Source organism: Acidovorax sp. GW821-FHT09A11 (assembly GCF_059418365.1).
Genome location: NZ_JBWKPS010000002.1, coordinates 163,662 through 188,183, shown reverse-complemented (window position 1 = coordinate 188,183; position 24,522 = coordinate 163,662). Strand labels below are relative to the sequence as shown.

The 24,522-nt window shown below is 66.8% G+C and carries 26 protein-coding genes; 14 read left to right on the top strand and 12 right to left on the bottom strand.

Going from position 1 to position 24,522, the window contains the following annotated elements:
- Window positions 1–59 precede the first annotated feature (59 nt).
- A complete protein-coding gene (locus AC07PV_RS04890; RefSeq protein ID WP_218294317.1) occupies window positions 60–452 on the top strand; it encodes a VOC family protein in 393 nt (130 codons plus the stop codon).
- A gap of 88 nt (window positions 453–540) precedes the next feature.
- Here AC07PV_RS04890 and AC07PV_RS04885 read toward each other — a convergent pair whose 3' ends face one another.
- Window positions 541–1,434 carry a LysR family transcriptional regulator gene (locus tag AC07PV_RS04885; RefSeq protein ID WP_494594988.1) on the bottom strand — a complete coding sequence of 298 codons (894 nt, stop codon included), beginning with the start codon at window positions 1,432–1,434 and terminating at the stop codon, window positions 541–543.
- A gap of 106 nt (window positions 1,435–1,540) precedes the next feature.
- On the opposite strand from AC07PV_RS04885, the gene AC07PV_RS04880 reads away from it, so the two are divergent.
- The 4 genes from AC07PV_RS04880 (at window position 1,541) to AC07PV_RS04865 (ending at window position 6,905) form a co-directional block, all read left to right on the top strand.
- Window positions 1,541–2,917 carry an acyclic terpene utilization AtuA family protein gene (locus AC07PV_RS04880; protein WP_494629595.1) on the top strand — a complete coding sequence of 459 codons (1,377 nt, stop codon included), beginning with the start codon at window positions 1,541–1,543 and terminating at the stop codon, window positions 2,915–2,917.
- 14 nt (window positions 2,918–2,931) lie between these two features.
- Window positions 2,932–3,294, top strand: a complete 363-nt coding sequence (locus AC07PV_RS04875; protein WP_494629594.1) for an AtuA-related protein — start codon at window positions 2,932–2,934, stop codon at window positions 3,292–3,294.
- A gap of 313 nt (window positions 3,295–3,607) precedes the next feature.
- Window positions 3,608–4,600, top strand: a complete 993-nt coding sequence (locus AC07PV_RS04870) for a Bug family tripartite tricarboxylate transporter substrate binding protein (protein WP_494629592.1) — start codon at window positions 3,608–3,610, stop codon at window positions 4,598–4,600.
- Between the two features lie 184 nt (window positions 4,601–4,784).
- Complete coding sequence (locus AC07PV_RS04865) at window positions 4,785–6,905, top strand: alpha/beta hydrolase domain-containing protein (RefSeq protein ID WP_494629591.1); 2,121 nt, start codon at window positions 4,785–4,787, stop codon at window positions 6,903–6,905.
- Between the two features lie 212 nt (window positions 6,906–7,117).
- Here the strand turns inward: AC07PV_RS04865 and AC07PV_RS04860 are convergent, their stop codons facing one another.
- Window positions 7,118–8,026 (bottom strand): LysR family transcriptional regulator, encoded by a 909-nt coding sequence (locus tag AC07PV_RS04860; RefSeq protein WP_492246251.1) that lies wholly within the window; start codon window positions 8,024–8,026, stop codon window positions 7,118–7,120.
- 128 nt (window positions 8,027–8,154) lie between these two features.
- On the opposite strand from AC07PV_RS04860, the gene AC07PV_RS04855 reads away from it, so the two are divergent.
- From AC07PV_RS04855 to AC07PV_RS04845, 3 genes are all read left to right on the top strand, one after another.
- Window positions 8,155–9,021 (top strand): MBL fold metallo-hydrolase, encoded by an 867-nt coding sequence (locus AC07PV_RS04855; RefSeq protein WP_494629590.1) that lies wholly within the window; start codon window positions 8,155–8,157, stop codon window positions 9,019–9,021.
- 75 nt (window positions 9,022–9,096) lie between these two features.
- Window positions 9,097–9,372: a hypothetical protein gene (locus tag AC07PV_RS04850; protein ID WP_369642293.1), complete on the top strand. Its 276-nt coding sequence runs from the start codon at window positions 9,097–9,099 to the stop codon at window positions 9,370–9,372.
- A 3-nt stretch (window positions 9,373–9,375) separates the two neighbouring features.
- Window positions 9,376–10,032 carry a DsbA family protein gene (locus tag AC07PV_RS04845; protein ID WP_494629588.1) on the top strand — a complete coding sequence of 219 codons (657 nt, stop codon included), beginning with the start codon at window positions 9,376–9,378 and terminating at the stop codon, window positions 10,030–10,032.
- Between the two features lie 54 nt (window positions 10,033–10,086).
- Here AC07PV_RS04845 and AC07PV_RS04840 read toward each other — a convergent pair whose 3' ends face one another.
- Window positions 10,087–11,235: a zinc-binding dehydrogenase gene (locus tag AC07PV_RS04840; RefSeq protein ID WP_494629586.1), complete on the bottom strand. Its 1,149-nt coding sequence runs from the start codon at window positions 11,233–11,235 to the stop codon at window positions 10,087–10,089.
- Window positions 11,236–11,401: 166 nt separating this feature from the next.
- Window positions 11,402–12,268 (bottom strand): LysR family transcriptional regulator, encoded by an 867-nt coding sequence (locus AC07PV_RS04835; protein ID WP_494629584.1) that lies wholly within the window; start codon window positions 12,266–12,268, stop codon window positions 11,402–11,404.
- A 129-nt stretch (window positions 12,269–12,397) separates the two neighbouring features.
- Here AC07PV_RS04835 and AC07PV_RS04830 point away from each other — a divergent pair, with 129 nt between their 5' ends.
- Window positions 12,398–13,357, top strand: coding sequence for a DMT family transporter (locus AC07PV_RS04830; protein WP_494629582.1), 960 nt, complete (start codon window positions 12,398–12,400; stop codon window positions 13,355–13,357).
- Window positions 13,358–13,369: 12 nt separating this feature from the next.
- Here AC07PV_RS04830 and AC07PV_RS04825 read toward each other — a convergent pair whose 3' ends face one another.
- From AC07PV_RS04825 to AC07PV_RS04805, 5 genes are all read right to left on the bottom strand, one after another.
- On the bottom strand, window positions 13,370–13,936 hold the full coding sequence (locus AC07PV_RS04825; protein WP_494629580.1) for a P-loop nucleotide/nucleoside kinase family protein: 567 nt from the start codon (window positions 13,934–13,936) through the stop codon (window positions 13,370–13,372).
- A gap of 211 nt (window positions 13,937–14,147) precedes the next feature.
- On the bottom strand, window positions 14,148–15,134 hold the full coding sequence (locus AC07PV_RS04820) for an alpha/beta hydrolase family protein (protein ID WP_494629578.1): 987 nt from the start codon (window positions 15,132–15,134) through the stop codon (window positions 14,148–14,150).
- Window positions 15,131–15,997, bottom strand: a complete 867-nt coding sequence (locus tag AC07PV_RS04815) for an AraC family transcriptional regulator (protein ID WP_492255169.1) — start codon at window positions 15,995–15,997, stop codon at window positions 15,131–15,133. The genes AC07PV_RS04820 and AC07PV_RS04815 overlap by 4 nt, the downstream gene beginning before the upstream one ends.
- A 200-nt stretch (window positions 15,998–16,197) precedes the next feature.
- A complete protein-coding gene (locus AC07PV_RS04810; protein ID WP_494629577.1) occupies window positions 16,198–17,157 on the bottom strand; it encodes an NAD(P)/FAD-dependent oxidoreductase in 960 nt (319 codons plus the stop codon).
- Entirely contained in the window at window positions 17,120–17,608 is a 489-nt protein-coding gene (locus AC07PV_RS04805; RefSeq protein WP_218294331.1) for an Rrf2 family transcriptional regulator, read from the bottom strand. Before AC07PV_RS04805 ends, AC07PV_RS04810 begins: the two co-directional genes overlap by 38 nt.
- 250 nt (window positions 17,609–17,858) lie before the next feature.
- Here AC07PV_RS04805 and AC07PV_RS04800 point away from each other — a divergent pair, with 250 nt between their 5' ends.
- Window positions 17,859–18,581 carry a class I SAM-dependent methyltransferase gene (locus tag AC07PV_RS04800; RefSeq protein ID WP_494629576.1) on the top strand — a complete coding sequence of 241 codons (723 nt, stop codon included), beginning with the start codon at window positions 17,859–17,861 and terminating at the stop codon, window positions 18,579–18,581.
- A 48-nt stretch (window positions 18,582–18,629) separates the two neighbouring features.
- On the opposite strand, the gene AC07PV_RS04795 is transcribed toward AC07PV_RS04800, so the two are convergent.
- Together AC07PV_RS04795 and AC07PV_RS04790 are read right to left on the bottom strand one after the other, a co-directional pair.
- Window positions 18,630–19,301, bottom strand: coding sequence for a DUF5701 family protein (locus AC07PV_RS04795; protein ID WP_492806497.1), 672 nt, complete (start codon window positions 19,299–19,301; stop codon window positions 18,630–18,632).
- On the bottom strand, window positions 19,298–19,810 hold the full coding sequence (locus tag AC07PV_RS04790) for a DUF6022 family protein (protein WP_494629575.1): 513 nt from the start codon (window positions 19,808–19,810) through the stop codon (window positions 19,298–19,300). The genes AC07PV_RS04795 and AC07PV_RS04790 overlap by 4 nt, the downstream gene beginning before the upstream one ends.
- 78 nt (window positions 19,811–19,888) lie before the next feature.
- On the opposite strand from AC07PV_RS04790, the gene AC07PV_RS04785 reads away from it, so the two are divergent.
- Window positions 19,889–20,713 carry a TetR/AcrR family transcriptional regulator gene (locus AC07PV_RS04785; RefSeq protein ID WP_494629573.1) on the top strand — a complete coding sequence of 275 codons (825 nt, stop codon included), beginning with the start codon at window positions 19,889–19,891 and terminating at the stop codon, window positions 20,711–20,713.
- Window positions 20,714–20,753: 40 nt separating this feature from the next.
- Here the strand turns inward: AC07PV_RS04785 and AC07PV_RS04780 are convergent, their stop codons facing one another.
- A complete protein-coding gene (locus AC07PV_RS04780) occupies window positions 20,754–21,692 on the bottom strand; it encodes a LysR family transcriptional regulator (protein ID WP_494629572.1) in 939 nt (312 codons plus the stop codon).
- Window positions 21,693–21,811: 119 nt separating this feature from the next.
- On the opposite strand from AC07PV_RS04780, the gene AC07PV_RS04775 reads away from it, so the two are divergent.
- The 3 genes from AC07PV_RS04775 (at window position 21,812) to AC07PV_RS04765 (ending at window position 24,470) form a co-directional block, all read left to right on the top strand.
- Complete coding sequence (locus AC07PV_RS04775) at window positions 21,812–22,210, top strand: tautomerase family protein (protein ID WP_494629570.1); 399 nt, start codon at window positions 21,812–21,814, stop codon at window positions 22,208–22,210.
- A gap of 53 nt (window positions 22,211–22,263) precedes the next feature.
- Window positions 22,264–22,737, top strand: a complete 474-nt coding sequence (locus AC07PV_RS04770; protein ID WP_494629569.1) for a cupin domain-containing protein — start codon at window positions 22,264–22,266, stop codon at window positions 22,735–22,737.
- A 353-nt stretch (window positions 22,738–23,090) separates the two neighbouring features.
- A complete protein-coding gene (locus AC07PV_RS04765; protein ID WP_494629567.1) occupies window positions 23,091–24,470 on the top strand; it encodes a hypothetical protein in 1,380 nt (459 codons plus the stop codon).
- The last annotated feature ends 52 nt before the right edge of the window (window positions 24,471–24,522 follow it).

Here is a 24,522-nt window from a genome sequence, read left to right as displayed (position 1 = left end):
TCAGGCAGAAAATGCGGATACAGCGGCCTGTGCGCCGCATTTCCGCGGAGGTATATCCCGTGCCCATCCACCTCGATCACCTGATGGTCCCCGCGCGCGACAGGATCGCGGCCGCCCGGCTGCTGGCCGACCTGCTGGGCGTGCCCTGGTCCGACACCGGCGTGGGGCCGTTTGCGCCCGTGTTCGTGAACGATGGCTTCACCATCGATTTCGACGAATGGCCCGAGCCCATACCGCCCATCCACTACTGCTTTCGCGTGGGTGATGCAGAGTTCGATGCCATCCTCGCACGCATTCAGGCTGGGGGCATTCCGTACCGCAGCGCCGTGCACGGCCCCGTGGACGGGCAGGTGGACACGGCCCACGGCGGCCGCATCGTCTACTGGAACGAGCCTGATGGGCACCAGTGGGAGATGCTGACCTTGAGCTATGCGCGTGCTGCGGCGGCTTGAGGCATCTATTTTCAAGGCAAATTGGCCACCAGCTATTAAGGGATAAGCGCTGATAGCTATCAAATTAATAGTAATTGCCGCCTCTGATTCAAGGCCGCTGCGCCATCACCAGCGCATACAGCGCCTGCGCCGCCACCGACAGGCTCTCGTCGCGCCGCCGCACCAGGTAGATCTGCCGTGTCAGCCCGGGCAGCGACAACGGCCGCGTGACCAGCCCCGGCTGCTCGAAGTGGAACAGCGTGAGCGCCGGCACCACGCTGATGCCCAGCCCCGCGCGCACCATGCCCATCACGGTGGCCAGTTGCTCCACCTCCATCAGCGTGTGCATGGCCTGCGGGTGCAGGGCCGCCTCCAGGTACTGGCGCACGCTGCTGGTGCGCGCCAGGTGGATGAAGGGCCAGGCGGCCAGGTCCTGCGCGGTGATGGCCTTGCGCCTGCGCGCCAGCGGGTGGTCGGCGGGGCACACCAGGTAGAAGTCATCGCTGCAAAACGGCTCGGCCTGCAGCGCGGGGGTGTCGGCGCGGATGGCGGCCAGTGCAAAGTCGGCATGGCCGCTGGCCACGCGCTCGATGCAGGGTTCGGACAGTACGTCGGCAATGTCGATCTCGATGCCCGGGTGCGCCGCGCGGTACTGCGCCAGCACGCCGGGCAGCCAACCCGCGGCCAGCGAGGGCAGCAGCGCCACGGCCACGCGCCCGCGCTGCAGCGTGGCCGTGTCGCGCACGGCGGCCAGGGCGCTGGTGATTTCGGCGCGGATGCGGCGGGCCGACTCCAGGAAGTTCTGCCCCTCGGGCGTGAGGTCCACATGCCGTGTGCTGCGGTCGAACAGGCGCAGGCCCAGGTCATCCTCCAGTGCGCGGATGAGGGCGCTGAACGCAGGCTGCGACAAGTGGCACAACGTGGCGGCGCGGGTGAAGCTGCGCTGCTCGGCCAGCGCAAGGAAGGCGTCTAGCTGGCGGCTGGAGAGGTGAGGGGCGCTCATGGTGGGGCTGAATGATTCATCTGCATATCAGATGGATTCATCAGAACAATCGATTTCACAGAATACAGCCATGTTCCTACATTCATGGTCAGGAGACAACGGATTCATGCCGAACGACCAAAAAACCAAACTGCTGGTGGGCTGCGCCGCCGGCTTCTCGGGTGACCGCACGGACGCGGCCTTGCCCGTGGTGCAGGCGCTCATCGCCAGCGGCCAGCCTGCGGTGCTCATCTTCGAGACCCTCGCCGAGCGCACACTGGCCCTGGCGCAACTGGCGCGCCGCACTGACCCGGATGCAGGTTATGAACCCCTGCTGGTGGACCTGCTGCGCCCCGTGCTGGCGCAGTGCCTGGCGCACGGCGTGCGCATCGTCAGCAACTTTGGCGCCGCCAACCCGCACGGCGCCGCGCGCCGCATCCACGCCCTGGCGGCCGAGCTGGGCCTGGCCTCCCCGCGCATTGCCGTACTGCAGGGCGACGACCTGAGCGGACCCGAGCACCGCGCGCTGCTGCAAGGCGCCTTGGGTGACGCCATGCCCACGGAGCCCATCGTCAGCGCCAACGCCTACATCGGCGCACAGGCCATTGCCGATGCCCTGCGCGCCGGGGCCGACATCGTGGTTTGCGGCCGCGTGGCCGACCCGTCGCTCGTGCTGGGCCCGGCGTTGGCGCACTACGGCTGGACCCCGGACGACTGGGACCGCCTGGCCCGCGCCACCATGGCCGGGCACCTGCTCGAATGCGGCGCGCAGGTCACGGGCGGCTACTTTGCCGACCCTGGCTACAAGGATGTACAAGGCTTGGCGCAACTGGGCTACCCCATCGCCGAGATCGACGCCGACGGCCACTGCACCATCACCAAGCCGTCCGGCACCGGCGGGCGCATCGACGAGCGCACCGTCAAGGAGCAACTGCTGTACGAGCTGCACGACCCTGCGGCGTATCTCACGCCCGACGTGGTGGCCGATATCACCCAGGCCCGCGTGCAGGCCGTGGGCACCGACGCCGTGCGGCTGGAAGGCGTGCAGGGCCATGCCCGGCCCGCCACGCTCAAGGTCAACGTGTGCTTTGAATCCGGCTGGTTTGCCGAGGGGGAAATCTCCTACGCCGGCCCGCGCGCCGAAGCCCGCGCGCGCCTGGCGGGCGAGGTGCTGCGCGAGCGATTGAGCGGCCTGGGCCCGCTGCGCATCGACCTGATCGGCGTGACCAGCATCTTCGGCGACGACACCAGCCGGTGGCTGGATGCGCCCGCCAGCGACAGCGGCGACGGCCGGGACGACGTGCTTGATGTGCGCCTGCGCGTGGCCCTGCAGCACCGCGACCACGCCAGCGCCCAGCGCCTGGTGCGCGAGGTGACCGCGCTTTACACCTGCGGGCCTGCGGGCGGTGGTGGCGTGCGCACTGCCATGCGCCCGCGCCTGGGCACCGTGTCGTGCCTGGTGCCGCGCGATGCGGTGGCCGTGCGTTTTGAGATGGTGGATTGAGGAGTACACACACCATGACAACCACCATCACCGTTCCGCTTTATCGAGTTGCTCATAGCCGCACCGGCGACAAAGGCAACCGCTCCAACATCAGCGTCATCGCCTGGCACCCCGCGCTGTGGGATGTGCTGGTCGAACAAGTCACCGAGGCCGCCGTGGCACAGCAGTTTGCGCAGCGCCGCCCGCGCCAGGTCACGCGCTACCTGCTGCCCCAGCTGCAGGCCATGAACCTTGTGCTGGACGACGTGCTCGACGGTGGCGTGAACGACGCGCTCAACCTCGACAGCCACGGCAAGGCACTGAGCTACCTGCTGCTCGATATGCCCGTCACCGTGCCCGCGCACCTGTCGCCGCACTTTGGCGGTCCCACGGCCTAGGGCCTGTTCACACTATTTTTGCCAGATGCGTTGCGAAGCAAACAGGCCAGGCGCTAGGCGCCAAACGAAGCTGGGGTGCGGCCCCAGCGAGGATTGGCAACACAGCGGATGGCCTGTTTGCTTCGCAACCCGAAGGGAAGGCAACCCCAGCCACGCCACTCGTCGTTGCGTTCCTAGCCAAGGCCCCGGCCTTGGCGTCGTCACGCGCCTAGATTGGCGTGGCTGGGGCTGCCTTCGCACTGGCAAAAATAGTGTGAAAAGGCCCTAGACCTCCCGTTTCGCTTTTTCATCCATACCAACACCAGGAGACAACATGACCCATTCATCCCCCCGCCGCGCTCTGCTCGCCACTGCTGCCGTGCTGGCGCTGGGTGCACTGCACACCCCTGCTGCGCTAGCCCAGGCGGCCGGTGCCTACCCCGCCAAGCCCATCACCTTCGTCGTGCCATTCGCGGCCGGCAGCGCCACCGACCAGCTGGCGCGTGCGCTGGGGCAGTCCATCACCACCGACACCAAGCAGCCGGTGGTCATCGACAACAAGGCGGGCGCCAGCGGCATGATCGCCGCGTCGGCCGTGGCCAAGGCCGCGGCCGACGGCTACAGCGTGCTCATCACCACCAACACCACGCATGCCGCCAACGAGCATCTGTACAAGAAGCTCTCGTACGACCCGGTGAAGGACTTCGCGCCCGTGACGGGCCTGGGCAAGGGCGGGCAGGTGCTGGTGGTCAACGCCAGCGCGCCGTACAAGAACGTGGGTGAGCTGCTGGCCTTTGCCAAGAAGAACCCTGGCAAGCTCAGCTTCGGCAGCGGCAGCTCATCGAGCCGCATGGCGGGCGAGATGCTCAAGCAACTGGCGGCGGTGGACATCCTGCACGTGCCCTACAAGAGCAATCCGCTGGCCATCACCGACCTGCTGGGCGGCCAGATTGATCTGATGATCACCGACACCTCCACCGGCGTGCCCCAGGTCAAGGCGGGCAAGCTGCGCGCGCTGGGCTATTCCACCCAAAAGCGCAGCGCGCAACTGCCCGATGTGCCCACGCTGGACGAAGCCGGTGTGAAGGGCTACGACATGGGCTACTGGTTTGCGGCCTACGTGCCGGCGGGCACGCCCGCGCCGGTGGTGGCGCGCCTCAACGAGCTGCTGACCGCCGCCACCAAGAGCGCAGCGGCCAAGAGCTTCTACGACAACGCAGGGTCTGAGGCGTGGACGACCACGCCCGATGAACTGGCCAAGTTCCAGGCCGCCGAAACCCAGAAGTGGGGCAAGGTGATCAAGGCCGCAGGCATCGAGGCCGAGTAAGCCGCAGCCCGGCGCACGCTGACCTGCGCTGGGTTCCATCTCTTCCTTTCGTATTGCTCACGCCGCCTGCCCTTCACTGGCAGGTGTGGGCGAAGCCTTGCCTGCGTGCGGCACACAAGACGCCGCCACTTTTCCTTAGAGCTGCACAAGCGGCCACTACCACCCATCCATCCAAGGAGACAACATGCAACCCCTTCATATATTCGGAAAACTCGCGCTGACCGCCGCCGCTGCTGCGGCCCTCGCTGCCTGCGGAGGCAGCAGCAACGACGCCGCCCAGGGCCCGGCCCTCAAGCTGGCGATCACTGCCACCGAGGCCTTCCCTGGCAGCTACGGCGACGTAGGCGAATACGAGCGCCTCACTGGCACCATCAGCGGCGAGGTAGACCCCAAGGACCCCAAGAACGCCACCATCCAGGACCTGGCGCTTGCGCCCACCAATGCCAACGGCATGGTCGAGTACAAGGCCGACTTCGTCATGCTCAAGCCCAAGAACATGGCCAAGGCCAGCGGCGTGCTGCGCTACGACGCACCCAACCGGGGCAACATCCTCACGATGCTCAACCCCACGGCCACGCCCAGCGACGCGGTGTACCTGGAGCGTGGCTACGTGATGCTGTATTCGGCCTGGCAGGGCGATGTGCCCAAAAGCACCGCCGCGCGCCTCACGGTGACGGTGCCCGTGGCCAAGAACAAGGACGGCAGCAGCATCACCGGCCCCTACCGTGCCGAGCTGGTGCCCACCGCTGCCAGCCCCGCGATGACGCTGCCCGGGGGCGTCTTCAACGGCACCATGATCCCGTACGAGCCCGCCAGCCTGGACAACACCCAGCCCGGCTACTCGCTCACCCGCCGCGCCAACGAGACCGATGCGCGCGTGTCCGTGCCCGCGAGCGACTGGAAGTTCGCCACCTGCGACACGGGCACCAACGCCTTCCCTGGCACGCCCAGCCCCACCAGCGTGTGCCTGAAGGGCGGGTTCGACCCAGCCTATCTGTACGAGCTGGTCTATGTCGCCAAAAACCCGAAGGTGATGGGTGTGGGCCTGGCTGCGCTGCGCGACACGGTGAGCTTCTTCCGCAGCAAGGCGGCCGACTCGTCGGGCACCCCCAACCCGCTGGGCGGCCGCATCACACACACGCTGGGGCAGGGCACCTCGCAGTCGGGCAACGCGATGAAGACGTTCTTGCACCTGGGCTTCAACCAGGCGCTCGATGGCGGCAAGGTGTTCGACGGCATGTTCGCCCACGTGGCTGCGCGCCAGACGCACATCAACACCCGCTTTGCCGTGCCCGGTGGCGGCGGGGGCCTGCGCACCGACCACACCGCCTTCGGCCAGACGGCACCGCGCGGGCTGGACAAGGACTACCAGGACGACATCAGCGGCCGCCAGGGCGGGGTGATGAAGCGCTGCGCGGCCACCAACACCTGTCCCAAGTTCTTCCTGGGCCTGTCGGGCACCGAGTTCTGGCAGCTGCAGGGCTCGCCCGTGCTGACCGACGCCAACGGCACCAAGGACCTGGCGCAGCCCGACAATGCCCGCATCTATTACTACTCCAGCACCCAGCATGGCGGGGCAGGGGGCACGGCCAGCATTGCCTATGCACCCACGCGCGCCACCTACCCCACGGGCACGGTGGTGCAGTTCAACGACACCTTCCGTGCGCTGTTCCTCAACCTGGAAGACTGGGTGGTGCGCGGCACGCAGCCGCCCGCCAGCCAGGTGCCCAAGCTGGCCGACGGCACGCTGGTGCGGCCCGAAGTGCTGGCCTTCCCGGCCATGAAGGGATTGACCTGGGCGGTGGGCGGCGTGCAGACCGCCATTCCTGACTTCAGCTACCGGGGCCTGTACAACAACTTCCCGCTGTTCGACTTCGGCCCGCAGTACATCCCGCAGGACGAATCGGGCATCGCCACCATCCTGCCCCCGCGCAACCTGGGCCGCGACTACGCCATCCTGGTGCCGCAGGTCGATGCGTCCACGGGCCTCACCCGCGCTGGTATCCGCAGCGTGGAAGCGCGTGCACCCTTGGGTACCAGCATCGAGTTCAACTACGTCGCCACGCCCGGCATCACCGACCTGGCCAACCTCACGGGCAGCTTCATTCCCTTTCACAAGACGCGGGCCGCGCGGCTGGGGGCGGGCGATGCGCGGCCGTCGCTGGAAGAGCTGTACGGCACACAAGACGGCTACGTGACGGCCGTGACCGAGGCCGCCAACACACTGGTCGCGCAGCGCCTGCTGCTGCAGCGCGATGCGGACCTGCAGATTGCGCGTGCGAAGGCGGCTGCAGTGCTGCCGTGAGGTGATGAGGCCGAGGGGGCAAGGGCGGTAGGCCTGGTGCTGCCATGGTGCTGGGCGATGGCCCCCTCTCCCGCAAGAGCGAGGGGCGAGGGGCGAGGGGCGAGGGACAAGAATGCGCCGTGCGTTCGAGCGTCACGCGAAAATCAAGCAAAAATCAGCCTGCAGCGCTTGATCCGCCAGCGTCAATAGCTATCAAAAAAGTAGCGTTTTATCTAGCCGGCGCACTGCTGCCACGGCACACCTTCAAACCGCAGCACCAAAAAATCCAGCAGCGCCCGCACCGCGGGCGACAGGTGCCTGCGCGACGGGTACAGCGCATGGATCGTCATCACCGGCAAGCTCCACGCAGGCAGCACCGCCTGCAGCTCGCCGCGGTGCAGGTAGGGGTTGACCAGGTAGGTGGGCTGCAGCGCGATGCCGCCGCCCGCCAGCGCGGCGCGCATGAGCGTGGTGGCCTCGTTGGCGCTGAAGTGGCCTGAGACGCCCACGCGCTCCGTCTCTCCATCGCGGGTCAGCGCCCATACGCTCTTGCCAAAGTTGGCATAGCTCAGGCAGCGGTGCTGCGCCAGGTCGGCGGGCACCTGCGGTGTGCCATGCGCGGCCAGGTACGTGGGCGATGCCACCAGCACCGAATCGCAGCGCGCCAGGGGGCGACCGATGAGCAGCGGGTCGGGCTCGGCGCTGATGCGGATGGCCAGGTCGATGCGTTTTTCCACCAGGTTCAACGAGCCCTCGCTCGCGTCCAGATCAATCTTGAGCAGCGGGTGCTGGGTCAGAAAATCCGCAATCGCCGCGCCCATCTGCGCGAACGCGAACGACACGCTGCAGGTGATGCGCAGCTGCCCGCGCAGCGCGCCCTCGGTGGTGGTGGCGGTTTCTTCTTCCAGGTCCTGCGACAGCGCCAGCATCTGCTGGCAACGGCGCAGGCAGTGCTCGCCGGCGTCGGTCAGCGTCACGCTGCGGGTGGTGCGCTGCAAGAGCCGCGCCTGCAGCCACTGCTCCATCTCGCCCACATAGCGCGTGACCATGGCGCGCGACATCTCCAGCCGGTCGGCCGTGGCGCTGAAGCTGCCGCTGGTGGCCACTTCCACAAACACCCGCATGGCGGTCAGGCGGTCCATATTTGATCTATTGGTGCAACAAATATGCGCATTTTATGGGGTTTATTGGATCGATTAGCGCAAATAAACTTCGCTTCGACATCAACGCCAACCCCTCACAACCCCTTCAACACACTGGAGAAACCGCCATGTTCCGCACCACCCTCATCGCCGCCACCCTCGCCGTCGCCTTCACTGGCGCCCAGGCTGCCCAGCCCCTGCAGGTCAAGGTCTACAACGCCGACGGCAACAGCTTCAACGTCAACTCCACCCTGGTCTACGGCGAGAAGGAAGCCATGGTCATCGACGCCGGCTTCACCCGCGCCGACGCGCTGCGCATTGCCGCCAACGTGCTCGACACCGGCAAGGAGCTGAAAACCATCTACGTGAGCCAGGCCGACCCCGACTACTACTTCGGCGTGGAAACGCTGAAGGAAATCTTCCCCAGGGCCGACGTGGTGACTACCCCCGCCGTGCTGGAGAAGATCAACGCCAAGCTGGCCACCAAGCTCTCGTTCTGGGGCCCCAAGATGGGCGCCAACGCACCGCGCACGCCTGTGCTGCCCAAGGCCCTTGCGGGCAACACGCTGAGCGTGGACGGCCAGGCGGTCGAGATCCGTGGCACCACGGGCCTGCTGGCGCACCGCCCGTATGCGTGGATCCCGTCCATCAAGGCCGTCGTGGGCAACATCGCGGTGTCGGGCTCCAACACCCATGTGTGGACGGCCGATACGCAAACCGTGGCCGAGCGCAGCGCCTGGGTGGCCCAGCTCGACGAAATGGCCGCCCTGCAGCCCACCGTGGTCGTGCCCGGCCACATGCCCGCCGGTGGCACGCTCGATGCTGCCAACATCACCTACACCAAGGGCTACCTGCAGGCCTTCGAGAAGCATGCCGCGGCCACCAAGACCAGCGCCGAACTCATCGACGCGATGAAGAAGGCCTACCCCGCCGCGCCCATGGGCCTGTCGCTGGACATTGGCGCCAAGGTCAACAAGGGCGAGATGAAGTGGTAAGCCACCCCACCGGCTGGCCTGCAACCCTCTGAGGGGGCATGCAGGCAGCCACTGTTTGTTTGAAAGGACCAGATCGTGACATCACACCCCCTCCAGCCCATCCTGCAGCACCTGCACGCCGGCCGCTGGAACGCGGCGCACGACCTGGTGCAGCACGACGGCTCGATGCTGGCGGCCTGGCTGCACGGCATCCTGCATCTGCAGGAAGGCGACCTGGAAGACGCCGAGAACTGGTACGACCGGGCTGGCCGCCATTTCCGCAGCCGGGGCACGCTGGCTGAAGAGCTGGCGCTTTTCGAGGCCGCGCTCGCCACCTCCGCACATCCCCCCACCCACCCTGAAAGCCCCTGATCCATGTCCGCCATCTCCGTGACCTATCTGTTCGATCCCCTGTGCGGCTGGTGCTACGCCGCCGCTCCCGCACTGAAACACCTGCAGGGCGTGGACGGCGTCCAGGTCTCGCTCGCGCCCACGGGCCTGTTTGCAGGCGCCGGCGCACGGCCCATGGACGCGGAATTTGCCGCCTACGCATGGAGTAACGACCAGCGCATCCAGCAGCTCACAGGGCAGCCTTTCATGCAGGCCTATCGCGACCACATTCTGGGCGCGGCGGATGGCCGCTTCGATTCGGGCCCCGCCACGCTGGCGCTGACCGCCGTGGCCCGGACCGCGCCCGGGCGCGAGCTGGAGGCACTGCACGCGCTGCAGCACGCCCGCTACGTGGACGGCCGCGATACCGCCGAACCCGGGGTGCTGGCCGATGTGCTCACCGCCCTGGGCCTGAGCGACGCCGCCGCGCTCACACGGGGGCCCGATGCGGCGGCACTGCGCAAGCCGCTGGCCGAGCGCGTGGCCCAGGCCCAGTCCATGCAGCGCGCCGTGGGCGCGCGGGGTGTGCCGCAACTGGTGGTCGCGGGGCAGGGCAGTGCGCTGCGCCTGCTGGGTGGCGATGCGCTGCTGGGGCCGCGTGAGCGGCTGGTTGATCTGGTGCGGGCGGCTGCCGCGGCCTGATGGCCGCCCCCCGCCTGATGCTGGCGGGCAGCCCCGTGCGCACGGCGCCCCGGTTTACTCCATCGACGGATCGATCAGCACCTTGGCGCCCGTGTTGCGCGCGCCGTAGAAGGCGATGGCATCGGCGCTGAGCGCCCCCGCCAGCGACACCGTGCGCGCGTAGTGGCTGGCGAACGTGGTTTTCAGCTCGGCCGCCACGCGCGCGCGCAGCGCCTGGGCCGCCGCGTCACCGATTTTCTGCAGGAAGGGAAACAGCAGCCAGCCGCCCACGCCCCAGGCCATGCCAAAGGTGCGCTGGATCTCGGTGGGGCGCGTGTCCAGGTGGCCGTACAGGTACACCTGCTTGTGCACTGCCGATCCATACCGGCTGTACTCCTGCGCCTTGCGGTTGATGGCCGCTTCCATGCACTGCAGGATCTGCCCGGCCAGCGTGCCGCCGCCCGTGGCGTCGAACGCGATGGTGGCGCCCGTGGCCGCGAGAGCGTCGGTCAGGTCGGCCATGAAAGTGGGCGCGCTGCTGTCGCACACATGTTGCGCGCCCATGCCGCGCAGCAGCGCCGCCTGATCGGGCTTGCGCACGATGTTGACCAGGCCGATGCCGTCCTTCTGGCAGATCCTGACCAGCATCTGCCCCAGGTTGCTGGCCGCGGCGGTGTGCACCAGCGCGGTATGGCCTTCGCGCTTCATGGCCTCGACCATGCTCAGCGCGGTCAGCGGGTTGACGAAGCACGATGCGCCTTCGGCCGCCGTGGTGCCTTCGGGCAACGGCAGGCATTGCGCCGCTGGCATGGCGCGGTACTGCGCGTACATGGCGCCGCCGATCACCGCCACCGTGCGGCCCAGCAGCGCCTGCGCGGCGGGTGACGCGCCGGCGGCCACCACCAGGCCCGCGCCCTCGTTGCCCACCGGCATGCTCTGGCCGATGCGAGCGGCCATGCCGGGCATGGCGCGTTCGGGGATGCGGGCGGTCGCCACCGGCCGGTCAGGGCTGCCGGATACCTGGACGGTGGCCGGGTCGGCGGGACCGAGCAGCAGGCCGATGTCCGACGGGTTGATGGGCGTGGCCTGCACCTGGATCAGCACCTCGTCGGGCCCCGGCGTGGGCACGGGCGTGGGCTCCAGGCTGATCTGCAAGGTGCCGTCGGGCTGGACGAGCGAGCGCAGTTGCAGCGCGGTCGCGGGGATGGTGGCGGTGGTGGTCATGGGTGGCTTTCGGTGGGAAGGAAGGAGGGCGCGCCCTTCGTCCAAAGGCGCGGCCCGGTGCCGAACATTAGAACTGGATTGCGCCGCAGCCACGGTCGCGCAAGTGCCTTGCGGCGGCAGGGTTGCTGCGGGTACCCGCGTGCAGGCCGCGTCCCTCCACGCGCCGTCAACCCCCCAGCGTGCGCACCATCTGCTCGTACATCGCATCCACCGCCGGCGAGCGCAGCGACACCTTGCTGCGCAGCACCGCCACGTCCATCGAATCGAGCGGCGGAAGGTCGAACTCCGCCGGCAGATCCTGCAGTATCTGCAGATGCGCGGGCACGCTGCAGCGCGTGAGCACCGCCACGGCCAGGCCGCTTTCCACGGCGGCCAGCTGCCCCGCCAGGCTGGAACTGTGGTACACGATGCGGTGCGCCCGCCGCCGCGCGGCCAGGGCCTTCATCGTCGCCATGCGGGCCAGGCTGGCCGATTCATACACCGCAATCGGCAAGGGGTCGCGCCGCCACACTTCCAGCTGCGGCGAGCCCACCCACACCAGCGGCTCGTGGAACAAGAAGCGCCCGCGCTGCGGCTTGTCGCGCGAGACCAGGGCCAGGTCCAGCTCGCCCCGCCCCACGCGCGGGATCAGCGAGGTGGACTGCTCGCACGTCAGCTCGATTTCCACCCCGTGGTAGCGGTGCGCAAAGCTGCGCAGCACCGGCGTGAGGTAGGTCGATGCATAGTCGTCGGGCACCCCCAGCCGCACCCGCCCGGCCAGCTGGGGGCCGAACAGCGCCGTGTGCGCCTCGGCCTGCAGGTCGAGCACGCGGCGCGCGTACGACAGCAGCTCGGCCCCGGCGGGGGTCACCTCCAGGTGGCGCGGCCCGCGCAGCAGCACCGGGCGGCCCAGCGCGGCCTCCAGCTTCTTGATCTGCATGCTGACCGCCGACTGCGACCGGTGCACCAGCGGCGCCGCGCCCGAGAGCGAGCCTGCATCGACCACCGCCACGAAGGCGCGCAGCCAGTCGATCTGGAAATCCGGGTGGTTCATGGGGCGTGTCCTTGTGGGTGGGGCATGCAGCCAAGCCAGACCATGGCTTTGCGGTGATTCGTTTATCGAATGGTATCTCTTCGAACTATGCGCTTTACACCAAAGCGGCAATCTTCGAGCATCGACCGCATGAACCACAAAGCCAGCATCGCCGCGCCGTCCACTGTTGCCAACGCCCCCACGCCCGGCAACGCGCGCGAGCGGGACGGCCAGTGGCTGCTCATCGCCGGTGGCGTGCTGCTGGGCACCATCGGCGTGTTCGTGGAAGAGGCGGGCCAGCACCCGCTGGTCACCGTGTGGTTTCGCTGCGCGTTCGGCGCGCTGGCGCTGCTGGCCTGGTGCCTGGCCACGGGCCGGGGGCGTGAATTGCTGCTGAACGGCCGCGCGCGCTGGGTGGCCTGCGCCACGGGCGTGCTCATGGTGCTGAACTGGGCGCTGTTCTTCGCGGCCATCCCGCGCACCTCCATCGCCGTGGCCACGGTGATCTTTCACATCCAGCCCATCTGGGTCATCGTGTTCGGCGCGCTGTTCCTGCGCGAAGCCGTCTCGCCCATGCAGTGGCTGGCCACCCTGGCCGCGCTGGGGGGCCTGGTGCTGACCACCGGCCTGCTGGACGGCACCACAGCGGCTGCTGCGGCCAGCAGCAGTGGCGGCTACATGGCCGGGGTACTGATGTGCCTGGGCGGCTCGCTGTGCTACGCCGGCGTCACGCTGCTTGCCAACACGCAAAAAACCATCAGCCCCTTTGCCATGGCGCTGTGGCAGTGCCTGGTGGGCGCGGTGGCGCTGGCCTGGGCCCCCTTCGTGCTGGGCTGGCCGCAGCAGGGTGCAGCCTGGGGCTGGCTGCTGGGCCTGGGGGTGCTGCACACCGGCCTGGCCTACGTGGTGCTGTTTGCCGGCATGGCGCGCCTGGGGCTGGGGCGCATCGCGGTGCTGCAGTTCGTGTACCCGCTCACGGCGGTGCTGGTGGACTGGGCGGTGTATGGGCGCACGCTCAGCCCCTTGCAACTGGCGGGCGTGGGGCTGATGGCCGCGGCGCTGTGGACGATTCGGCGGCCGGGCCGGGCTGCTGTTGCCCAATCGGGCTGATGGCCCGACAGCTCAGCGCAGCCGCTCAGTCATCGGCACAAAAACCACCGACCGCTCGGCGCACTCCGCATCACTGGGCGGCTGCCACAGGTCGCTGGCCAGCTCAAAGATGTGCGGGGGCACCACCATCGAGAACGTCTCTCCCTGCTCGGCATTGCGCCGCAACACGCGCTCGCGCCGCACCTCGCGCGGTGCGTCCAGCACGTACACCGTCATCGCGTCAGCCCACGGCCCCATGCGCGCATAAAAGGCGTCGCGCTGGTGCTGCTGGATCAGGCCCGCCTCCAGCACCATATCGCCGCCGGCGGCCAGCACGGCTTCTGCGGTTTTCCAGATCTGCTCCAGGCAGCGCAGGGTGCGGGGCACGTACCAGGCCATCACATCGGCGCTATCGGGCCGGTCCGGCGAAAACAGCGTGGCCATCCAGTCGTCCAGGTTCAGCGGCACGGCGCGGTGCTGCTGCACCAGTTGACGCACAAAAGTGGACTTGCCCGCGCCGACCGGCCCGATGACCAGATGAATGCGGGGGGCGGTGCCTGCAACGGCTGCGGGGGTGGTGTGTGTCGAAGCGGAGTGCATGATGAGAAAGGGCTCCAAAAATGCAAAAAGCCCTCTCTGCAAGCAGGGAGAGCTTTCCATCGGGCGGACGAAAAAAAGCCCTCGACGGTGGTGGAGGGCTTTGCGGTTCGCTCCGATTCCAAGGATCAGATGCGAGGTTGGCAGTGTAGGTGGCTGGCGCTCGCTGCGTCAACCCACGGGCCGTGTGGGTGCGACGAATTCCAGCCTGCCGTCAGGGCGCTTTGGCTGCCGCGATGTGCCGCCGAAAGAACGCCAGCACCTGCGCATTGAAAACCTGGTGAAAGGCCACGCGGTCAAACCCCGCGCCATCGCGGCAGATGCCCGGCACTGCCTCGGCCAGCGCTGGCGAGCAGGGCGCCAGAAAGGCGAAGTGCCCCGCGTTGGCGGCCAGATGCCACTCGGGCGCGCTGGGCAGGCCCTGGCGCACGGTCTCCACGCTTTGCAGCGTGACGCCATCGCCGCCCAGTGCCGAGGCCCACAGCTGGACGGGGGTTTTGACTTGCCCCAGGCCTTTGGCATCGAACACGCTCAAGGGGTCGACGATGACTGCCGCCCGAATGCGCGGGTCCGGCGCGGGCGTGGTGGGGATCTCTTTGCGCCGAATCTCGCCGCACAAGGGGCGGGTGGATAGCGGCGAGCACAGGTCCTGCCGTGACGTCCAGTCCGGCACGGCGCCGATGGCCACCAGGCCCGTGTAGCCGCCGCGTGAAAAGCCGAAGAAACCGACCTTGCCCGCGTCCAGCTGCGCGCGCTGGGGCCACGCGCCCAGCATGTAGTCCGTCAGCCGCTTCATGTCCACGGGCCGCGTGGCAAAGGCCGACAGGTGACCCTGGCGGCTCAGGTCCTGAAAATTGTCGCCCGGGTGATTGATAGCGGCCACCACATAGCCCGCCTCGGCCAGCGTGGCCGCCGTGTCGTGGTGCCCCAGGGCCGAACCGCCCGCGCCGTGCGACATGACGATCAACGGCAGGCCTTGGCCGGTGACGGGGCAGTCCCGCGTGCCTTGCAGCACCAGCGGCGACAGGTCGATGCGGCCCGGCGGCGCGCTGCAGGGCGACCACACGGCGCCGCGCAGCGCGGGCCCGTCCTTGTCTGCAGGCACCTCGACAAAGGCAAAGCCCGCAGCCTGGGCCAGGGTGGTGGCGCCGCAGAGCGCTGCGGGCAAAAGGGAACGAAAGAGCCAGCGAAAACGGGTCATACGGATGTGGTGGGGCGGATGGGAATCAGCAGGTCGGTGCGCAGGTCCGCCTGCGCGGCGTTGTGGGGGGAGTTGAGGTAGTGCTCCAGCGTGGGGCGGTCGTCCGGTTCGTAGCCGCTGGCCGGGAGCCAGCGTGTGTGGATGGCCGCCAGTGCCGCGTTGATGCGCGTGTAGGGGCCGGTGAGCGTGTGGCGTGCATACAGGCCTGCCGGGATGTCCAGCAGTTCCAGCCCGCCATCTGCCACCGAGGTCTGCTCTGGCAGCGCCACCGCCGCGTAGTAGCGAAAACCGCCGCCCTCCACGTCCTGCGGGTCACCGCAAGATGCGCCCAGCCGGTGGGCTGCGCGCTGGCCGCACTGCAGGTACAGCCGCCGCTGCGTGTGGGGTATGGTGGATGGCGGCCCCTGGTGGCGCAGTGCATGCAGGCGCTGCGCCGGGCGCTCGACGATCTGCACGGCCAGCGTTTGCTCGGCCTTTGCATGCGCGTTTGCGGCGCCGGGATCAAGGATGAGGCGGCGCATATCCCGCTGGAACGCCCGTGGCGATTGCCCGGTGAACTGGCTGAACGCACGGGTGAAGGCCTGCGGGCTGTCGTAGCCCACCTCCATCGCCACCTGGGTGATGCTCTGCCCGCCTTGCTCCAGCAGCTGCGTGGCCAACGCCAGGCGCACGCGGCGCACCGTGGCGGCCACGGTTTCGCCCGCAATGCTGCTGTAGACGCGGTGAAAGTGGAAAGGGGAAAAGTGGGCAATGGCGGCCAGGTCTTCCAGCCGATGCGCTGCCAGCGGGTGCGCCACGATGTGGGCGATCACGCGGGCCACGCGGTTGCGGTAGTGCTTATCGGCGCTCTGGTCCAGGCTCATGGCCGCAGAGTGTGCCGCAGCTTGCGCGCCGTACTTAGCCGATCTTGCTACTTTGTGGCCTGGTGCCGCGGCAGCGCTGCGCTACTTAGAGCGGCTAACAAAAATCAGCGAAGCGGTTCTGGCTAGGCGCTGCGTCGCAGGCAGTACGAGCAGTACGACAAGACGCGGCAACAACGCCAGAAGAGTTTTGTTAGCTGCTCTTATTGCCCAAACACCAGCGCCTGGTGCGCCCCCACGCCCGCCAGCACCCCTTCGGCCGACGCCAGCGTGGCGTTGTGCCGCATCAGCGTGGCGTCGCCCGCGGCGTACACGCCGGGCACCGTGGTCATCTTGTTGGCATCGGTGCGGATGCACGGGCCCATGGGGCCGTCGTCCATTGCGCAGCCCAGTTGCTCGGCCAGCGGGCTGGCGGGGCGGGTGGTAGCCGCTACATACAGGGCGTCCAGCGGCACCAGGCGCGCGTCGCTGCCGCCATGGGCCTGCAGGCGCACGCCGTGCAGCGCCTGCCCCGGCCCCTCCAACGCGGCAATGCGCGCAGGCTCCACCGCAATGCCCAGCGCCAACAGCCGCGTGTGTTCGCTGTCCTCCAGCGTGGTGTCGCCGTTCAGGAAGAGGGTGGTCGGGCCCCAGTCGGCGATCAGCTGCGCGTGCATGCCCGACTGCGGCGAGTGGTACAGCACGCCCAGCCGCTGGCCCGCAAACTCGTAGCCGTGGCAATACGGGCAGTGCAGCACGCTGGTGCCCCAGCGCTCGCGCAGGCCCACAATGTCGGGCAGGCCATCTTGAACGCCAAAGGCCAGCACCAGCTTGTGAGCCTCCATGTGCGTGCCATCGTCCAGCACCACGGCAAAGCCGCTCTCCGGCGACCCCGCGCTTTGCTGCGCCGTCGCAGACACGGCCGTGCCCTGGCGCAGCGCCACCGTGGGGTAGGCCAGCAGCTTACGCCGCGCCTGCTCGATCATCGCCAGCGGCGGCTCGCCATCCTGCCCGAAGAAGCCGTGCGACGCGGCGGCAAACCGGTTGCGCGGCTGGCCCGCATCCACCACACACACGCGCCGCCGGGCCCGCGCCAGCTGCATTGCGGCCGACAGGCCGGCAAAGCTGCCGCCTATCACGATCACCTCATACGCCTGGGTTGTTGTCATTGCTGCTGTCGCCATGAGAAATCTCCTTGTGACCGTGGCACCCTGCCACCATGCGTTGATGAAACTCGGCCGAGAGCTGCGCCAGCGTCACCTCGCCCAGGCGTGCCAGCAGCACCTCTTCGGCGGCCTGGTAAGCGTCGGTCAGCGCGCGGTTGACCGCCTGCTCGACGATGCAGCCCGGGCTCTCGACCCGGTTGCCCACCGCCAGCAGCGTGGGCGCGCCCAGCGCTTCGTGGATGTCGCGCAGGGTCACTTCAGACAGCGGGCACGACAGCACCCACCCCCCGCCATGCCCCTTGGCCGACGAGACAAAACCCGCATACCGCAGCCCCGCCATCAGGCGGCGGACCACGACCGGATTGGTCTGCATGGCCTGCGCCAGCGACTCGGACGTGGCGGGGCCATCCATCTCTGCCATGTGCAGCAGCGCGTGGAGGACGTTGGAAAGGCGGCTATCTCGTTTCATGCAACATTCAAAGTTGCGTGATGTTAGCATGGGCCCAGAAAGAGCGCTGGCGGGCTCACGGAAAACTACTGAATTGATAGCTGCTAGCGCTTGATGGATAAGCGTAATGTGCCAATTTGGCTTGATTCCTTCGCCCCTGTCGCACACCCCCACCCGTTCGGGTTGAGCCTGTCGAAACCCTGCGCTGACCTGGGAATCCCGTTGGACAAGCTCAACGCAAAAGCGCCGTATCCACCACACGCCACACACCATGACCCATCCCACCGCCTCCCCCTTCACCGACCCCGCCGCCGTCGCCCGCTACGCCGAAGGCCCCCGCCGCAACGTGCCCGGCTACGACAGCCTGCTGCCCATGGTCCGCATCCTGCTGGCCGAGCGCGTGCCCGCCGACGGCCGGGTGCTGGTGGTGGGCGCAGGCGGCGGGCTGGAGCTGGAGGACATGGCGCGGGCGCACCCCGGCTGGCGCTTCGACGGCGTGGACCCCAGCCAGCCCATGCTGGACCTGGCCGCGCAGCGGCTGCAGAGCGCGGGCGTGTCGGGCGACCGCGTGGCGCTGCACCACGGCTATGTGCAGAGCGCACCGGCCGGGCCGTTCGATGGCGCGACGTGTTTGCTGACTTTTCACTTTGTGCCGCGCGAGGAGCGTGCGGCCATGGTGGCCGAGATCCGGCGGCGGTTGAAGCCCGGGGCACCATTCGTCGCGGTGCATCTGAGCGTGGCCGATGGTGATGCTGTTGGTGACGGCGATGACGGGGCAGGGGAGCGCGACCTGTGGCTGTCGCGCTATGCCGCGTTTCAGGTGGCGTCCGGCGTGCCGCCGGAGCATGCGGCCAGGGCGCGAGACAAGATTGCTGCAGAGCTGGCGGTGCTGACGCCAGAGGAGGATGAGGCAATTCTGCGCGAGGCCGGGTTCAGCGATGTGCAGATGTTTTACATGGGGTTTGCGTTCAGGGGTTGGGTGGCGCGCGCGTGATCTGATCAAGTCGCCCCCTGGGGCATTCCGCAGCCCGGCCACGCGCTGCTAGGTAGCAAAAACAGGCTGCAGCGCTACCCCCGGGCTGCGGCCCCGGCAGGATGCAAAGCCTAGCCACGTGTGCGGGTTGCCTTCCCAACACCAGCCCAGCCGTGGGTGCTGGTTGCTCAACCACAGCGCGGGCACGCGCCGGTCCCCGCAGCGCGAGCCCAGCATCATGAAGCAGTGGTTGGGTTGCAGAAACTGTGGCCACTGCAGCAGCAGGCAAATGCCTTCCTCCACAGTGATCGGCGAGCGCTGCTGCGCCGCCAGACGCTTTTGCGCATCGCTGGGCACGGCATTCAAGGTGGCGTTGCCACGGTCCACGCCCAGCAACAGGTACGCCTCGCCCGCGGGCATCGCAATGTCGCGCGTGGGGCAAAAGTCCTCTGGCTGCCTGGGGTGCAGGCGCTCCATGGCCGCCTTGCCGTTGCGGCTGACCAGGGTTAGCAGTTGCCGGGCGGGCAGGGCGGGGGTGTTGATCACGATCACGGCGTCGGCCGTGCCGGCATCAATGTCTGCAGCGCCTGGCGTACCAACGCCCGCATCACCGGGGGCGTGCGGCAGGTGGTCAAGCAGCGGCGCCAGCGCTTGGCGAAAGTCCTCCGCAGGCAGCCCCAGCGTGTGGTGAATGCCCAGCGCCACCAGCCGGTCGATCTGTGCGGACAGCGCGGCGTTCATGGCTGCGCCTTTGCGCCGTACGCCGCGTACAACCGCAAGGGCGCTGCAGCGGCGAAGGCCCCGTTCATGCGCCCCAGCTCTTGCTCCACCACCGCCGCACGCGCGACGGGCAATGCAAACAGCTGCACCGGCTGCGGCAGCCGAAAGCGCGTGTGGTCGTGGTGCAGCACCGTCACCAGCGTGCCCAGCGGCGCCTCGTCGTCCTCTCGCACCACGCAGCTCCAAAACCAGCGCTGCCGCTCGCTGTCGTCCGCCAGGCCCCACTCGCGCGAATCGGCCAGGCCACCCGGCAGGGGCGGGTACACGGCCAGCCCGGCCGCGCGCATTGCCCGCGCCAGCGGGCTGAACAAAAGCCGCAGGTACAGGCCATACGCTCGCTCGCCAGCCCGCGCAAAGGCGTGCTGCAGCCGGGCTTCGTGGGCGTTTTGGGTGGGCTGCCAGGCACAAGCCAGCCACGCGGCCGAGGTTTCGCCCAGCCGCTCAATGGAGCTGGTGTCAATGGAAGGCATGGTCAAGGTCCGCAATCTGACTCCTTTGTGTGTACGATGTACGCATATCATTCACTGAACAGCGTACACTGTCAACAAATGAACAAGAAAACCGGCAGCCCATCCCCCGTATCGTTTCCCGGCCAGGCCGACCCGGAAACCACCCTCAATCTCTTGTGGGGCGCCACCCCCGTCCCCGAGAGCGCGCGGCGCGGCCCCAAACGCAGCCTGTCTGCCACGTTGATCGGAACTGCTGCGCTGGAACTGGCCGACGAAGGTGGCCTGGCCGCGCTCTCGATGCGGGCCCTGGGTGCCCGGTTGGACGTGGCGCCCATGGCGCTGTACCGCTACCTGCCTAACAAAGACGTCCTGCTGGAACTGGTCCTGGAGGCCGCCTACGCGCAACTGCCGGACGACCTGCCCAGCGGCGCAGATTGGCAGGCATGCCTGCGCTCGGTGGCGACCGATGCCTGGAACCTGTACCGCCGCCACCCCTGGATGCTGCAAGTGGCCTTGCAGCGACCGTCTCTGGGCCCCCACGCCATTCGCAAGTACGAGCGGGAACTGCGCGCCATTGAAAGCGCGGGCCTGTCAGACCTGGACATGGACCTCGTCATTGCCGTGGTGTCCGATTACGTGCGCGGCAGCGCCCGCAGCGCCACCGAAGCCACCACCGCCGCAGCGCAAACCGGCCAATCAGACGCCCAGTGGTGGGCCGCCCATGCGGCGCATCTGGAGCGCTTGCTCCAGCCCGAGCTGTTCCCGCTGGCCGTGCGGGTGGGCGCAGCGGCAGGCGCAGCGTACGGCGGCCCTACGGACCCCGCGCGCAGCTTTGGGTTTGGGCTGGATCGATTGATTGATGGGATTGCTCTGCAGGTGGCAAAAGAGCAGGGTGGGGGTGCGGGAAGGCACGGATCGCGTTAGCGCACCCACGCCCCGCCCAGCGGGCTGCGTAAATACACCTTCAACGCACAGGCGCCAGCGCCCACCGGTCCTTCGACGCCTTCACCAGAAAATCAATCACCGCCTTCACCCTGGCCGCATTGCGCCGGCCCGGTGACGACACCGCGTACAGCGTGTGCACGGTGCGTGAGGCAAAAGGTGCCAGCACCTCCACCAACCGGCCTTGCGCCGCATCGGCCGCCGCAAGCGGGCAGGACAGCATGCCGATCCCCGCACCGCCCACCAGCGCGTGGTGCACCAGGGCCGAACTGCTGGCGGCCAGGCGCGAGCGCACGGTCACCTCCAGCGGCTTGCCCTGTGCACTGCGAAACGCCCAGGTCACCGCCAGCCCCTGCGCGGTGTGCGTGACGGTGTGGTGCTGCTGCAGATCGCTGGGGTCGGCGGGCGTGCCGTGCAGGCGCAGATACTCCGGGGCCGCGTACAGGCGCCGCTCGAACCGGCCCAGCTCGCGCGCCACCACCACGTCGCTGTGGCCCACGGTGGTGCGTAGCGCCACGTCGATGCCCTCCGTCACCAGGTCGGCCACGCGATCATCGGCCAGCAGCTCCACCCGCAGCGCCGGGTAACGCGCCTGCAGGTCGGCCAGGTGGGGCAGCACCAGCGCCTCGCAGATCTCCTGGCTGGAGGCCAGGCGCAAGGTGCCCGCCACGCGGCTGCGCTGGTCCGACAGCGATGCCCCGATGTCCTCCAGCTGCGCCAGCAAGGCACGCGCTTCCTGTGCCAGTTCTGCACCCTCGGGCGTGGCCGACAGGCCGTGCGTGGACCGGCGCAGCAAGCGCACGCCGTAGCCGGCTTCCAGCCGGTCCACACCGCGCGCGACCACCGACACCGCCACATCCATCTCGCGCGCCGCCGCAGAAAACGAGCGCAGGTCGAGCGACCGCACCAGCCACCGCAGGTCGGCCGGGTCGGGGAGGAAGGAGCGGGGTTCTTGTTTCATCGTGCGCGCCTTTGCGTGCGGAGCAAAAGCCATTATCGCCACGGGCGGTTTCCGTGGCGGGGCGCAATTTCTACAGTGAAGGCTCCTTATCAACCCAACGCATTCAACAGGAGCCCTCCATGCCCATCCTCAACGTCAAAGTGTCTGCCCAACGCACGCCCGAGCTGTCTGCCCGCATCGCAGAAACCCTGCTGGACCTGACCACCCGCGTGCTCGGCAAGCGGCGCGACCTCACCGCCGTAGTCATCACCTTTGTGGACCCGGCCGACTGGTACGTCGCCGGCCGGTCGCTGGCCGACCTGAAACAGTCGAGCTTCTACTTCGACGTCAAGGTGGTGGACGAGACCAACACCAAGGCCGAAAAGGCGCGCTACATCGCCGAGGCGTTCGCAGCCTTCGAAGGCTTGCTGGGCGCGCTCCACCCCGAAAGCTATGTCTACGTGCAGGACGTGCGCGCCACCGCGTACGGCTTTGGCGGCCGCACGCAGGAACACCGCCACCAGCACCCCGAGCAATAAGCGGTCAAGCAATCAAGCAAGCCATCAACCAATAGCTACCCAGGAGCACCGACATGACGAAGACAACAACGAACAACCACCTTGCCGACGTGATCGTGGCCCACACGCTGGAGCGTGCGGGCCTGGCGGACTGGATTCCTGAAGGCGAGGGCAAGTGGTCCCTGCCCATTCAGTTCTTGCCCGACGATGCCGGCTGGGCAGAGCTGATGCGCCTGTCGCCCGGCACGCGGCTGGGCCTGCACCGGCACACGGGCGAAGTGCACGCCCTGACGCTGGCGGGCGAGCGCCGCCTGAACGATGGCCGCGTGGTGCGGCCGGGCGACTACATCCACGAGCCCGCTGGCAATGTGGACTGGTGGGAGGCGACGGGCTCCGAAGAGCTGCTGGTGCATGTGGTGGTCAAGGGGAGTGTGGAATACCTGGGGCCGCACCATACGGTGCTGCAGCGGATCACCACGGCTGATCGGCGGGCGGATTACCGCCGGTGGTGCGGAGAGGTGGGGGTGGTGCCGCGTGATCTGCGTTAGGCACGTGCGGGAGCTAAGCCGGGCGGGACACTCCATGCAGCGCAGGCACGCTCATGCAACCAGGAATATGAGTGAAAACAGGCTCTAGCGCTTGTTGGCAAAGCGCTGATAGCTATGAAGTAAAGAGCAAACTTCCCGCCGTCGGCGGCGTGCTGTGGGCGCGGGCGGCGGGCTGGGCTTCGGGCATGGCGCGAGACAGGATTGCTGCGGAGCTGGCGGTGCTGACCCTTGAAGGAAGGCAATACCTTCGAGAGGCTGTTTTTGCGGTGTGCGGACGTTTCATACGGCGTTTCTTTTCAGGGTGTGGCAGGCAACACGGCACTGCGCATACGCCTGCAAAGTGCCGTATGTAATTGACAGAAAGCGCTGGACAATTTGCAACCGATTGTTATATTTCTTATATGAAATATCAGACACGTGACGTTTTTACACCAACAAAACCAGCGCGTATCGCCTTCGTGGAGCGAGATTCCGTAAATGATAAATTGGTGAATTCCCTTACCACGCCGGGTAAACAGATCGTGGTATACGGTCATTCTGGTACAGGAAAGACCACATTGTTGGTAAATAAGCTGACGCAGTTGTACGAACGGCATATAACCACGCGCTGCATGAAGGGCTTGAAATTCGAGCAGTTGATTCTTGATGCATTTGATCAGCTTGGGCCTTTCTACACTCAAGAGCGCCAAAGAGTGGTGAAAACGGTTACGGGCGTGGATCTCGGTGCTTCTTATTTGGCTATTCAAGCAAAACTAAGCAATCAGACATCTTCCGATACAAGTCAGAAGGAATCTCGTATTCTTCCTCCTCAACTTACCGCACAAACTTTAGGTCGCTTTCTCGGGGCACAGCAGGCGTGCTGGGTATTGGAAGATTTTCATAAGATTGATGATAGTGAAAAGGTGAAGCTGTCCCAACTTATGAAGGTCTTTATGGATCTGTCAGATGAGTATGCCGACCTCAAAATCATCGCTCTTGGCGCTGTTGACACGGCTAGGCAAGTGGTTGACTACGACAGTGAAATGAGAAACCGTGTCGCTGAGATTCATGTTTCGTTAATGACGAAATCTGAGATATCAGGAATTATCGAAAAAGGCGAGAAGGCCCTAAATGTGCGGTTTAGCTCTGAAATCAAAGGCTTGGTCGCTCGCCACTCCAACGGTCTTGCGTCAGTGTGTCATCACCTTTGTCTTAATATGTGTATAGCTGCTAGGGTAATAGAAACTATCGATGGCGAACCTTTGATTCTCACGCGCGAGCACTGTGAGCATGCCGTTAAGACCTATGTAGATGAAGCTTCGGATAGCATTAAAAGCGCCTTTGATAAGGCCCTTAAACAGCGCCGAAAAACTCAATATGCCAACGCTCAGTTGATTGTTGAAGCCTTAAGCGCACTCAGCGAAAGCGGCGCCGCACGTTCCGATATATATAATCGCATTCGACGGACGGAAGAAAAATACCCCGAGGCAAATCTGAAATATTTATTGCCGAAACTCTGCACACCCGAGTATGGGGGGATTTTGCGTTTCGACTCCAATTCAGGTTTGTATTCGTTTTCGGATCCAATTTACCGCGCTTATGCCTTGGCTCAATATCAGAAAATTCCCCTTGGCGAGGCGTATGATGTTCATAGCAGGTTTGAACAAACTTTGCTTAGGATGATTAAGGATAAGCTTTCGCCTCTTGGAAGCGCTCAGTTTCAAATATCGGTTAGCACCGTATCTAAGGGCTGAAAACGCAGCACGTGGCAAATATGATGCGAAAGGCTTCACAAGTCCTCTAATC